The organism is Micromonospora sp. DH14 (assembly GCF_029809455.1).
Lineage (GTDB): Bacteria > Actinomycetota > Actinomycetes > Mycobacteriales > Micromonosporaceae > Micromonospora > Micromonospora parva.
The window spans coordinates 1-12,070 of the sequence record NZ_JARVKT010000032.1 but is presented as its reverse complement, the minus strand read 5'-3'; the positions used below and the strand labels follow the sequence as shown (position 1 = coordinate 12,070).

Here is a 12,070-nt window from a genome sequence, read left to right as displayed (position 1 = left end):
CTCACCAGCCGAAGGTGCGGTCGACGGCGTCGAGCACCCGGTCGAGGTCGGGCAGGTACTCCTCCTCCACCCGGGCGGCCGGGTAGGGGGTGTCGAAACCGGTCACCCGCAGCACCGGCGACTCCAGGGAGTAGAAGCACTCCTCGGTGATCCGCGCGGCCAACTCGGCGCCGAGGCCGATGTTGGACGGTGCCTCGTGCACCACTACCGCACGGCCGGTGCGCTTCACCGACTCGTACGCCGCCCGCAGGTCCAGCGGCGAGAGCGAACGCAGGTCGATGACCTCCAGCTCGCGGCCGTCCTCGGCGGCGGCGGTCGCCGCGTCCAGGCAGGTCCGCACCATCGGGCCGTAGGCCAGCACGGTGGCGTCGGTGCCGGGCCGCACCACCCGGGCGGAGTGCAGGGGGTACGCGTCGGACAGCGGCGCGTCCAGGTCGACCTGACCCTTCTCCCAGTAGCGCCGCTTGGGCTCCAGGAAGACGATCGGGTCGTCCGAGGCGATGGCCTGCTGGATCATCACGTACGCGTCCTGCGGGTTGGCGCAGGTCACCACCTTCAGGCCGGCGGTGTGCGCGAAGTACGCCTCCGGCGACTCGGAGTGGTGCTCGACCGCGCCGATACCGCCACCGAACGGGATCCGGATGACCATCGGGATGTTGAGCTTGCCGCCCGAGCGGTAGTGCATCTTCGCCACCTGCGACACGATCTGGTCGTACGCGGGGTAGACGAAGCCGTCGAACTGGATCTCGCAGACCGGCCGGTAGCCGCGGATGGCCAGACCGACAGCGGTGCCGATGATGCCGGACTCGGCCAACGGGGTGTCGATGACCCGCTGGTCGCCGAAGTCCTTCTGGAGCCCGTCGGTGATCCGGAAGACGCCGCCGAGCTTGCCGACGTCCTCGCCCATGATGATGACCTTGGGGTCGTTCTCCAGGGCGCGGCGCAGACCCGTGTTGAGGGCCTTGCCGATGGTGAGCGTCTCCGTGGCCATCAGTGGGCGCTCCCCTCGAACGACTCCATGTAGCGGCTGAACTGCGCGCGCTGCTCGTCGAGCAGCGGAGACCCGTTGGGGTAGACGTGATCGAACATCGTCACCGGCTCCGGGTTCGGCATCTCCAGCACCCGCTCGCGCAGGTGCACCGACTCGCGGCGGGCCTGCTCGTCGACCTCGGCGAAGAAGCCGGCGTCGGCGATCTGCTGCTTTTCCAGGAAGGCCTTGACCCGGGCGATCGGGTCCTTGGCCTGCCACGCCTCGACCTCGCTGGCGATCCGGTAGCGGGTCGGGTCGTCGGAGGTGGTGTGCGCGCCCATCCGGTAGGTGTACGCCTCGATGAGGCTCGGCCCCTGCCCGAGCCGCGCGTTGTCCAGCGCGGTGCGGGTGACCGCGTACGAGGCCAGCACGTCGTTGCCGTCCACCCGTACGCCGGGGAAGCCGAAGCCGGCCGCCCGCTGGTAGAGCGGGACCCGGGTCTGCCGCTCCAGCGGCTCGGAGATCGCGTACTGGTTGTTCTGGCAGAAGAAGACCAGCGGCGCGTTGAACACGCTGGCCCAGACGAACGCCTCGTTCACGTCGCCCTGGCTGGTGGCGCCGTCGCCGAAGTAGGCGATCGCCGCCTCGCCGTCGTCGGTGCCGGTCTTGCCGTCGATGGTGATGCCCATCGCGTAGCCGGTGGCGTGCAGGGTCTGCGCGCCGATGACGATCGTGTACATGTTGAACTTGAACTCGTTCGGGTCCCAGCCGCCCTGGTCGACGCCGCGGAACAGGCCGAGCGGCATGATCGGGTCGATGCCCCGGCAGTAGAGGACGCCGTGCTCCCGATAGGTCGGGAAGGCCATGTCCTGGGCACGCAGCGCCCGTCCGGAGCCGACCTGGGCGGCCTCCTGGCCGAGCAGGCTGGCCCAGAGGCCCAGCTCGCCCTGGCGCTGGAGGGCGGTCGCCTCGGCGTCCAGCTTCCGGACCAGCACCAGGTCACGGTAGAGCCCGCGGTACTCCTCGTCGGTGAAGTCGACGCGGTACTCGGTGCCGTCCGGCCCGGTGGCGCTGTCGATCCGCTCGCCGTCGGGGGTGAGTAGCTGCACCAGCGCGGGGTCGCCGGCCGTGCCCTTCCTGGAGCGGGGTGCGGCCCGCCTGCTGCGGGTGGTGCCCCCGGGGTCGCCCTTTGCCATCGGTCTCTCCCTGTCGTGTCTGCGTCGGCACCGGGGGGTCACCCGGCCACGCAACTCGTGCGCCTGCCCGGCTGCTGCCGGACCGGTTCCTGGCGGCCGCGCCTAGCCCCGGTGGGGGTTGCCGCACGGCGTGAACCGGGTTCTGGCCGAACCCGGATCGGGGAGCGCCGGCGCCGGGCCGCGCCTGCCGCGGGGGTGCGCGGAGGTCACGGCTGCGTTGCCGTCGTGCTCCATATTCGCAGAGCAGGTGAGCGCGCCCACAGTACGCCTGCCCCGCATTCCGACCGACCCCGCTTTGACGCTGTTTGTCGCCATCGTGACGGCCCGCGTCTCCCAGGCGTTGCGGCATGAATCGTCACCGTTCGGCCAGCACCGCGTGTCGACACGCGGTGGAGGTTGGCTGACCGAGGGTGACTGCGCGAGGCTGATTCCCGCAGGATCGCGCCTATCGGGTGAATTGTCGGGTTTTCTCCGACGGTTTCCGTCCGCGTCCGCCAGCGACCCGACGACCCGACGACAAGGAGTGTGCGGTGTACGAGCCAGGTGACGGTCCCGGCGCACCAGCACTTGGTCGGCACCGGTCGGTCGGCGGCTACCGCGGGGTGGTCGGCGTTCACCGTGCCCCCAGCGCCGGTGGCCCCACCCGTGGTTACCTGCTCACCGTCGCGCTGCTGGCCGGCACCGCGTCGATGCCCATCCTCGCCGCGATCAGCGCGGGCTCGGCCACCCCGGGCAGCACCGCCCTGCCGGACAGCAGCACCCCGTTCATCCCGACCCCCTCCGTCGGGCCGGTGGTGATCCCGCTGCCGATGGCCAGCCAACCGCCGCCTCCGCCGCTCGGCACGCCCAGCGTCGGCCCGACCAGCGGCTGGCTGACCGCCGCCCCACGACCTCCAGCGCACGGACCCGCCGCCGATCCCGGGCCGGCCCTGCGCACCAGCGCTCCGCCGGTCGCGCCGAAACCCACGCGAGGCACCTCGCCGCCCGTACCCCCGCCCGTCGCTCCGCCGCCCCACGACCCCGACCCGCCGGACCCGCCGGACCCGCCGGACCCGGACCCCACCGACTCCACCGATCCGCCGGACCCGGACCCGACCGATCCCACCGATCCGCCCGACCCGGACCCCACCGACCCTGGCCCGACCGGCTCGGCCGACCCCGATCCGACCCCGACCCTGACGGTGGACCCGACGCCGGACCCGACACCCCCGCCGACCGACGACGCGACCGCGACCGCCGTGCCGACCAGCACCCGGTCCGTGCCGGCCCCCACCCCCACGCCACCCGCGGTACCGACCCGCCGGCCCGGCCCGGCGAACCCGTCGCCGTCGGCCGTCGCCCCGACCCCCCACGTCAGTCCGGCTCCGCTGCCCGGACCGACACACCCCCTGGCTTCACCGACGGTACGGTGACGATCAGGCGCGGCCCGTCCGGCGTCGGTGCTGATCGGCAATAGGCGCGTACCGGAGGGGGTGCCGTGGGCGGCGGTGCGGAACTCCGCCCGGTCACGCCCCGACCCGGGGCGGGGCTGCGGATCGCCCGGCTGGTCACCGAGGTGACCGCACCGGCGGTGCTCGTGTCGCTGCTGATCCTCACGGTGAGCTGGCACAGCGCGCACCGCCCCGGTCAGGGTCTCGTCTGGGGGCTGCTCGCCACGCTCTTCGTCACCGGCATTCCGTTCGCCTACATCGTCGGCGGGGTACGCCGTGGCCGGCTCACCGACCACCACGTCGGCCGCCGGGAGCAGCGCCGCGCGCCGCTACTCGTCGGGCTCGGCTCGGTCACCGCAGGGCTCGCCCTGCTCGCCGTGTTCGGCGCGCCCCGCCCGGTGCTGGCGCTGGCGGTGGCCGGGCTGGTCGGCCTCGTCGTCGCGGTGTCGGTCAGCCACTGGTGGAAGATGTCGATCCACTCGGCGGTGGCCGCCGGCACGCTGGTGATCCTGATGTTGACCTTCGGGACACGCCTGGTCGCGGCCGCACCGCTGCTGGCGGTGGTCGGCTGGTCCCGGGTACGGCTGCGCGACCACACGGTGCCGCAGGTGCTGGCCGGTGGTGTGCTCGGCGCGCTGATCGCCGCTGTGGTCTTCGGCCCGTTGCGCTGACGGCACCAGCGACCGGGGCGGGTCGCTCAGCGACCGGGGCGGGGTCGCGGGCCGCCGCGAGGGCGGGCGGCGCGGAGCCGCCCACCCCCGGGACGCGGTCAGGCGCCGTCGTCGGCGAGCCGGTGCCGGTTCGCCTCGATCCAGGCGTCCAACGCGGCCGGATCGTCCGGGTCCACCCCGTCGGCCATCAGCTGCGCCACCGCCGCGGTGGCCGGGCTGCGCCGCTCACCTGTCGAGTAGAGCCGGGCGAACTCCGGCACCATCTCCTCGATCGCCTCGTCGGTGCGCGTCACCGCCGCCTCGGGCAGCCCGCGCTGGCGCGACGCGTACCGCGCCCAGGCCCGCAGCACCCGGGGCAGCATCGCCGCGTCGTCCATGTCCAGCACGGCACGGCGGTGCACCCAGTCGAGCAGGAAGAGCCCGGACACCGCCGGGCTCCAGCGCATCGGATCGGCGTCCGGGAAGCTCGCCGAGTGGTCCAGCAGCAGGCTCAGACAGAAGTGCAGGGAGGCCAACTCGGGGCCGTCGACGGCGTCCAGCCCGAACCGGACGGCTTCCGGCGCGGCGAGGAACCGTCGGACCAGGTCGGTGCGCTCGGCGGCGGAGAGCGGCTCGACCTCCGCCGGGCCGGTCGGGCCGGCCGCGGTGGGCAGCATCGCCAGCCGGGCACCGACCAACGCCCGGTCGGTGGCGAGCGAGCCCTCACCGGGCAACTCGCCCAGGTCGTCGGTGACCGCCAGATGTCGCGCCACCTCGCCCCGGAGCCGGGCCGGATCTTCGGTACGGAACCAGGTCAACTCGTCGTCGGCGCACATCTGCCGGACCTGGTCCAGGATCCGTTCGGCCGGCCCGCCCACGAAGATGTCCTTGGTGATGCCGATGTTGTGGTCCACCAGGGCCACCAGCGCGTGCTCCGAGCCGCCGGACTCGTCGTCGTAGGCGAAGGTCGCCAGATAGGAGGTCTGGTCGCCGTACACGTCGCCGTACGCCCAGCTGCCGGTGAGGTGCACCCGGCCCAGCTGCGCTGTCCAGCTGGGCGCCTGGCTGCCCGGACGGACCCGCTCGGTGCCCTCGGCGGTGGGGACGAGCGTGGCGAACACCTGCCGGATGGTGGTCGCCGCCGCAACCCGGCGGCGGCTGGTGGCGGCGAGGAAGCCGGTGACGAACTCCCGTACGGCGGCGTCGCGGTCGGTCTCCGCGATCGCGTAGACACTGCCGAGCAGGGCGCTGCCCAGCATCTCGGCGTCCAGGGCGGACTCCAGCTTGGTCACGTCGCGTGCGGCGTGCAGCACCGCGTCGTAGGGGGTCTGAGGCGTGGCCATGCTCCGACCCTACGCCGCTGCGGGCGTACGGAGAGCGGTAGCGCACCGTGCGGAGCGTCAGCCGCGTGCGGCGTCCCGCAGCGCGTCGCGGGCCTGCGCGTACGAGCCCAGCACGATCCGTACCGGGGTCAGCACGTACTCGTCGCCCACCTGGGCCACCCGCGCCGTCAGCCGCTGTTCGGCGCGGGCCCGGGCGCGTCGGGCGGCCCACCGCACCACCGGTCGGGTCAGCGCCGCCACCAGCAGCCCGGCCAGCAGGCCACCGAGCAGCAGCGCTGTCGGCAGCGGCACCGCGCCGACCATCGGGTTGTCCAGCGCGGGCAGGCCGAGAATCCGCAACGCGTAGCCGAGCACCAACCAGCCCAGCCCGACCACGGCGGCGAGGGTGACCAACCACTGCACACCGCCGACGGCCCGCCACCACACCGGTCGACGGTCGAGGCCGAGGTCGGTGCCGGCGATCGTGCGGTCCAGGGCGTCCGGCAGGTCGCCGAGGCGGGACCGGGCGGCGGACGTCACCGCGCCGGGCCAGGCGGCGGGCAGGTCGGCGGCGGCCCGGTCGGCCACCGCGCGGATGGCGAGGCCGAGCGCCGAGCGCTGGGCGGCCGTCGGGTCCGGTACCGAGGTGGCCGCGACCAGGCTCTCCGCCGGGTCGCTCTGGTCGCCGGGCGGGCCCGGCAGGTGCAGCCGGCGCAGCGGGTCGGGTCGCAGCCGCCGCCAGCCCCGGACCACGGGCCAGCCGGTGGCCGCGCCGGCCCGGTGCCGGTACGCCCGCTCCACGGCCTCGGTCACCGCGGGCACCCCGGCCGCCCCGGCCAACGCCCGGTTCAGCCCGTTGACGGCGGTGTCGTCCGGCCCACCCGCAGGCCGGGCCGAACCGACAAGTTGGTCCAGGCCGGCGACGACCGTGTCCACGTCACCGGCGAGGCGGCGCAACGCGGCCTGCCGTTCGGCCACCGTGCGCTCCATGGTGTCGCGCAGCCCGACCATCCCGGCCGGATCGACGGCGGTGGTGGCCAGCAGGGGAACCCCGGTCAGCCCGTCCGTGTCGAGCAGCCGGCGCAGGTCGTCCAGGACCCGCGGCACCTCGGCCGGGGACAGCCGGTCGGCCTGGTTGAGCACGACCACCGTGACGTCGCGGTGCCGGTGGAACTCGCGCAGGTAGCTGTCGTGGATGACCCGGTCGGCGTACTTCTGCGGATCGACCACCCAGACCACCTGGTCGACGAGGCCGAGGAGCCGGTCCACCTCAAGCCGGTGCGATCGCTGCACCGAGTCGAAGTCGGGCAGGTCGAGCAGGACCAGCCCGTGCAGGGCCGTCTCGTCGTCGGCGTCCAGGGCGCTCTCCCGGACGAAGCGGTGCCGGGGCAGTACGCCGATCCAGTCGAGCAGATGGTTGGCGCCCTCCAACGGCCCCCACACGCAGGCATGGGTGACGCCGGTGGTCGGCCGGCGGACCCCGACCGGCGAGAGTTCCAGCCGCGCCAACGCGTTGAAGAGGCTGGACTTGCCGCTGCCCGTGGCACCGGCGAGGGCGACCACGGTGTGGTCCCGGGACAGCGCGAGCCGGGCGCCGGCCCGCTCGACCAGTGTGTGCGCGGGCACAAGGTCGCCGTCCGGCAGCAGACCGTCAACGGCGGTCAGGAACCGGCGTACCGCGTCCAGTCGGGCGATCAGCGCGTCGGCATCGACCCGCTGGTCCCCGCGGAACACCTCGCGTACCCGGCCGGCGATGTTGCTCACCGGGAACCCTCCTCGTCGCCGGCCGACAGGCCACTGCGGTGCCGGGCCAGCTCGACCCGGCCGGCGGCCCGGCGCAGCTCGTCGCCGGCGTCCGCGGCGGGACGGGCGTCGGCGGTGCGGCTCAGGAAGCGCTCGGCCTCCGCGTCGAGCAGCGTCCGCACCCGCTCCAGCAGGTCGGTGCGGGCCTTGTCGGCGAGGGTACGCACCGCCTGGTCGCCGAAGATCGCCTGGAGCACGGCCTGCGCGGCGACAGTGGTGCCGGCACCGGTGGCCACCTCCAGCCCGGTCGGGATGAAAGCGGTGGAGGCGAAGACGGCGATCATCACGGCCAGCCCGGTGGCGTTCACCGCGTACGCGGCGGTGCGGGCCACGAACCGCTTGTCACCGCCCTCCACCCGGACCAGCTCCAGCACCCCGCGCTGCCAGTCCCGGACCATCCGTTCGGCGCGTTCGGGCAGGTCGTCGCTCGGGTGGGCGAGCGAAGGGTCGAGCAGCCCGGCGCCGGCCGGGTGTGCCTTCCACCCGGTGTACGCGGACTCGGCGGCCTCGGAGGCCACCCCGCGCAGCAGCGTCACCAGCTGGGACTCGATGGCGTTGCGCAGCTCGACGGCGGGTGCCGGGCGACCGGTGACGGCGGCCACGACCCGGTCCCGTAGGCGGCCGATCCGGGCCTCCAGCGTGCGGAACAGCTCGCCGGTGCCGACGAACTCCTGCCAGCGGGCGAGCACCTCGCCACGCAGCAGCCGGCCGTCCTGAAGCCCCTGCTCGACGGTGCGCTCGGCACCCCGGTACGCGGCCCGTACCCGTTCGTCCAGCCCGTCGGCGGCGGCGAGTTGCTCGTCGGCGGCGTCGGCCAGGTCCTCAACTGTGGGATGCAGCGCGGCCAGCGCCCCGTCGAGGGTCTGGCGGACCACCGCGGCCCGCGCGTCAGCGTCGGCGGCCAGCCGGGCGAACCAGTCGGCCAGCGGCGCTGTCACCCCCTCGGGCAGCAGCCCCTGACCGTCGACCCAGGTTTCCGGCAACACGAACAGCGGCGCCCGGTCGAGGTCCTGCTCGGCGAGCATCTCGGTCAGGTGCGCGGCGATCTCGTCGGTCGCCTCGGCGGGCACCCGGTCCAGCACCATGGCGATCACCGCGCCGCGCGCCCGGGCGCTGCGCAGCAGCTCCCACGGCACCGCGTCGGCGTACCGGGCGGCGGTGGTGACGAAGAGCCACAGGTCGGCGGCGGCCAGCAGTTGGGTGGCGAGCGCCCGGTTGGCGTCGACGACCGAGTCGATGTCGGGCGCGTCGAGGAAGGCCAGCCCGGCGGGCAGGGCCGGGGCGGTGACGAGGTGCAGGGCGCGCGGATCGTCGCTCGGCTCGGTGGTGCGGGTCAGCCCGGGTAGGAGGTCACCCTGCCGGAACCACGCCGCGTCGGACGGGTTGCAGACCAGCACCGGGGAGCGGGTGGTCGGCCGGAGCACGCCGGCCGCGCTGACCCGGGCCTTGACCAGGCTGTTGACCAGTGTCGACTTGCCCGCGCCGGTGGAGCCGCCGACCACCACGAGAAGGGGGGCGTCCAGCCGGGCGAGCCGGGGCAGCAGGTAGTCGTCGAGCTGGTCGGTGAGGGCGGTCGCGGTGTGCCGGGCGGAGCTGGCAGAGGGCAGCGCGAGGGGATACCGGGTCGCGCCGATCGCCTCCCGGAGGCCCGACAGTGCGCCGGGGAGGCTGTCGTCCCCGGTGGTGGCGGGCGGCTCCTCCGCGGTGTCCGGCGGGGCGGTGCGGGCTGCGACGGCGGGCGCGCCGGAACGGGTGGCGGGATCGCCGTGCGTCGTCACCGCTAAAGCGTGCCCGACCGATGCAAGGGAAGACAACCGGACGGTAATAACGGCTGGGTTGCGTCGGGTTGACTCAAGTCGACTTGACGATTGGCCAACGCGTGGCACTATTGAGTCAAGTTCACTCAACTTGTGGTGGGGCCCGCTGCGGGCGGTGCTCGCCAGCAGCCCACGGGCGACGCCCGTCACCTGCACAACCTTACGAAGCGAGGAAGCGAACATGGCACGTGCGGTCGGTATCGACCTCGGCACGACGAACTCCTGCGTCAGCGTTCTCGAGGGCGGTGAACCCACCGTCATCGCCAACGCTGAGGGGTCGCGGACGACTCCGTCGATCGTCGCGTTCGCCCGCAACGGCGAGGTGCTCGTCGGTGAGGTCGCCAAGCGCCAGGCGGTGACCAACCCGGACCGGACGATCCGGTCGGTCAAGCGCGAGGTCGGCACGAACTGGTCCGTCGACATCGACGGCAAGAAGTACACCCCGCAGGAGATCTCCGCCCGGACGCTGATGAAGCTCAAGCGGGACGCCGAGGCGTACCTGGGCGAGCAGATCACCGACGCGGTGATCACCGTTCCGGCCTACTTCAACGACAGCCAGCGGCAGGCCACCAAGGAGGCCGGTGAGATCGCCGGCTTCAACGTGCTGCGGATCGTCAACGAGCCGACCGCGGCCGCCCTGGCGTACGGGCTGGACAAGGGCTCCAAGGAGCAGACCGTCCTGGTCTTCGACCTCGGCGGCGGCACCTTCGACGTGTCGCTGCTGGAGCTGGCCGAGGGCGTCATCGAGGTCAAGTCGACCAGCGGTGACAACCACCTCGGCGGCGACGACTGGGACCAGCGGATCATCGACCACCTGGTCAAGACGTTCCGCGGTGAGCACGGCATCGACCTCGGCCAGGACAAGATGGCCCTCCAGCGGCTCCGTGAGGCCGCCGAGAAGGCCAAGATCGAGCTGTCCGCCGCCACCACCACCAACATCAACCTGCCGTACATCACCGCTGGCGCGGCCGGCCCGCTGCACCTGGACGTGACGCTCAGCCGCGCCGAGTTCCAGCGGATGACGCAGGACCTGCTGGACCGTTGCAAGGGCCCGTTCGAGCAGGCCGTGAAGGACGCCGGGATCAAGATCTCCGACGTCGAGCACGTCATCCTGGTCGGCGGTTCGACCCGGATGCCCGCCGTGACCGACCTGGTCAAGCAGCTCACCGGCCGCGACCCCAACAAGGGCGTCAACCCGGACGAGGTCGTCGCCGTCGGCGCCGCCCTCCAGGCCGGTGTGCTCAAGGGTGAGGTCAAGGACGTCCTGCTGCTCGACGTGACCCCGCTGAGCCTGGGCATCGAGACCAAGGGCGGCATCTTCACCAAGCTGATCGAGCGCAACACCACCATCCCGACCAAGCGCTCCGAGGTCTTCACCACGGCTGACGACAACCAGCCGTCGGTGCTGATCCAGGTGTTCCAGGGCGAGCGGGAGATCGCGGCCTACAACAAGAAGCTCGGCACCTTCGAGCTGACCGGCCTCCCGCCGGCGCCGCGCGGCGTGCCGCAGATCGAGGTCGCCTTCGACATCGACGCCAACGGCATCGTCAACGTGCACGCCAAGGACCTGGGCACCGGCAAGGAACAGAAGATGACGATCACCGGCGGCTCGTCGCTGCCGAAGGACGACATCGAGCGGATGCGCCGCGACGCCGAGGAGCACGCGGAGGAGGACAAGCGCCGCCGCGACGACGCCGAGACCCGCAACGTGGCCGAGGCGCTGCAGTGGCAGACCGAGAAGTTCCTCGCCGAGAGCGGTGACAAGCTGCCCAGCGAGAACCGTGAGCAGCTCAACGAGGCGCTCGGCGAGCTGCGCGGCGCGCTCGGCGGGCAGGATGTCGAGAAGATCAAGTCCGCGCACGAGAAGCTGGCGCAGGTCTCCCAGCAGGCCGGCTCGCTGCTCTACTCGCAGCAGGCCGAGCAGGGTCAGCAGCCGGGTGGCGAGCCCGGCCCGGGTGCGACCGGCGCGACCGGCGCGCAGGCCGCCGGCGCCGACGACGTGGTCGACGCGGAAATCGTGGACGAGGACGGCAAGAAGTGACCGTCGGCCTCCGACACGTGTCCACCGCGAAGGGGATGAGGTAGCCGCATGACGCAGAAGCCACGAGCCGCCGACCCGGGCGAGACCGGGTCGACGCCGGGTGGCTCCGCGCCCACGGAGCAGACCACCGGCGACGGGGAGCGGGTCGTCATCCGTAACAACCGCAAGCTCGTCGACACCGCCGAGCCGGAGGGCACCGCCGCGGACGCGGAGGCCGGCGTCCCGGCCGAGGGACTGGTCGAGGACGCCGAGGTCGTGGTCGACGAGATCGAGGTCGAGGTCAACGCCACCGACGGGCCGGAACCGTCCGGCCCGCCGGTGGTGGACGCCCCGGCGCAGCCGGTGGACGGCGGCGGCACGGGCACCTCGCTCGGTGCCGAGCTGGAGGCGCTCCGGGCCGAGCTCGACGAGCGGACCAGGGACCTGCAGCGAGTGTCGGCGGAGTACGCCAACTACCGCAAGCGGGTCGACCGTGACCGCAGCCTCGTGCAGGAGCAGGCGACCGGCTCGGTGCTGGCCGCGCTGCTGCCGATCCTGGACGACCTGGACCGGGCACGGGAACACGGCGACCTGGTCGGGCCGTTCGGCACGGTGGCGGAACAGCTCACCACCGCGCTGGGCAAGTTCGGCCTGAACGCCTTCGGCGAGCAGGGCGACCCGTTCGACCCGACCCGGCACGAGGCGGTCGCGCACCAGACCTCGGCCGACGTCAGCGAGCCGACCTGCGTGCAGGTCATGCGACGCGGCTACCAGCTCGGTGAGCGGCTGCTGCGCCCCGCGCTGGTAGCGGTCGCGGATCCGGAATAGTGCCAGCCAGTGACCCGGCCGTGCCGCCCCCCCC

9 protein-coding genes are annotated in these 12,070 nt (G+C 73.1%); 4 read left to right on the top strand and 5 right to left on the bottom strand.

The window, feature by feature from the left end; translation table 11 throughout:
- Position 1 precedes the first annotated feature (1 nt).
- Both QCZ28_RS28455 and pdhA read right to left on the bottom strand, forming a co-directional pair.
- Complete coding sequence (locus tag QCZ28_RS28455; protein WP_279519500.1) at positions 2-991, bottom strand: alpha-ketoacid dehydrogenase subunit beta; 990 nt, start codon at positions 989-991, stop codon at positions 2-4.
- A complete protein-coding gene (gene pdhA / locus QCZ28_RS28450; RefSeq protein WP_030332072.1) occupies positions 991-2,166 on the bottom strand; it encodes a pyruvate dehydrogenase (acetyl-transferring) E1 component subunit alpha in 1,176 nt (391 codons plus the stop codon). The genes QCZ28_RS28455 and pdhA overlap by 1 nt, the downstream gene beginning before the upstream one ends.
- Before the next feature lie 530 nt (positions 2,167-2,696).
- Here pdhA and QCZ28_RS28445 point away from each other — a divergent pair.
- Together QCZ28_RS28445 and QCZ28_RS28440 are read left to right on the top strand one after the other, a co-directional pair.
- The gene (locus tag QCZ28_RS28445) at positions 2,697-3,578 is read left to right on the top strand and encodes a hypothetical protein (RefSeq protein WP_279519499.1); all 882 of its coding nucleotides are present in this window, start codon (positions 2,697-2,699) and stop codon (positions 3,576-3,578) included.
- 65 nt (positions 3,579-3,643) lie between these two features.
- Positions 3,644-4,267 carry a phosphatase PAP2 family protein gene (locus QCZ28_RS28440; protein ID WP_279519498.1) on the top strand — a complete coding sequence of 208 codons (624 nt, stop codon included), beginning with the start codon at positions 3,644-3,646 and terminating at the stop codon, positions 4,265-4,267.
- 98 nt (positions 4,268-4,365) lie between these two features.
- Here QCZ28_RS28440 and QCZ28_RS28435 read toward each other — a convergent pair whose 3' ends face one another.
- Genes QCZ28_RS28435 through QCZ28_RS28425 form a run of 3 tightly spaced genes read right to left on the bottom strand, consistent with a single transcriptional unit; the run spans position 4,366 to position 9,149 of the window.
- Positions 4,366-5,589, bottom strand: coding sequence for a hypothetical protein (locus QCZ28_RS28435; protein WP_030332077.1), 1,224 nt, complete (start codon positions 5,587-5,589; stop codon positions 4,366-4,368).
- 57 nt (positions 5,590-5,646) lie between these two features.
- On the bottom strand, positions 5,647-7,332 hold the full coding sequence (locus QCZ28_RS28430) for a GTPase (protein WP_279519497.1): 1,686 nt from the start codon (positions 7,330-7,332) through the stop codon (positions 5,647-5,649).
- Positions 7,329-9,149 (bottom strand): ABC transporter, encoded by a 1,821-nt coding sequence (locus QCZ28_RS28425; RefSeq protein ID WP_279519496.1) that lies wholly within the window; start codon positions 9,147-9,149, stop codon positions 7,329-7,331. Before QCZ28_RS28425 ends, QCZ28_RS28430 begins: the two co-directional genes overlap by 4 nt.
- A 220-nt stretch (positions 9,150-9,369) precedes the next feature.
- On the opposite strand from QCZ28_RS28425, the gene dnaK reads away from it, so the two are divergent.
- Together dnaK and grpE are read left to right on the top strand one after the other, a co-directional pair.
- On the top strand, positions 9,370-11,229 hold the full coding sequence (dnaK, locus tag QCZ28_RS28420; RefSeq protein WP_279519495.1) for a molecular chaperone DnaK: 1,860 nt from the start codon (positions 9,370-9,372) through the stop codon (positions 11,227-11,229).
- Positions 11,230-11,277: 48 nt separating this feature from the next.
- Positions 11,278-12,036, top strand: a complete 759-nt coding sequence (gene grpE, locus QCZ28_RS28415; RefSeq protein WP_210866380.1) for a nucleotide exchange factor GrpE — start codon at positions 11,278-11,280, stop codon at positions 12,034-12,036.
- The last annotated feature ends 34 nt before the right edge of the window (positions 12,037-12,070 follow it).

What these genes read in the sequence shown, in the direction of transcription:
- QCZ28_RS28455 (WP_279519500.1), bottom strand. Translation starts at nt 991, where the DNA reads ATGGCCACGGAGACGCTCACCATCGGCAAGGCCCTCAACACGGGTCTG.
- pdhA (WP_030332072.1), bottom strand. Translation starts at nt 2,166, where the DNA reads ATGGCAAAGGGCGACCCCGGGGGCACCACCCGCAGCAGGCGGGCCGCA.
- QCZ28_RS28435 (WP_030332077.1), bottom strand. Translation starts at nt 5,589, where the DNA reads ATGGCCACGCCTCAGACCCCCTACGACGCGGTGCTGCACGCCGCACGC.
- dnaK (WP_279519495.1), top strand. Translation starts at nt 9,370, where the DNA reads ATGGCACGTGCGGTCGGTATCGACCTCGGCACGACGAACTCCTGCGTC.
- grpE (WP_210866380.1), top strand. Translation starts at nt 11,278, where the DNA reads ATGACGCAGAAGCCACGAGCCGCCGACCCGGGCGAGACCGGGTCGACG.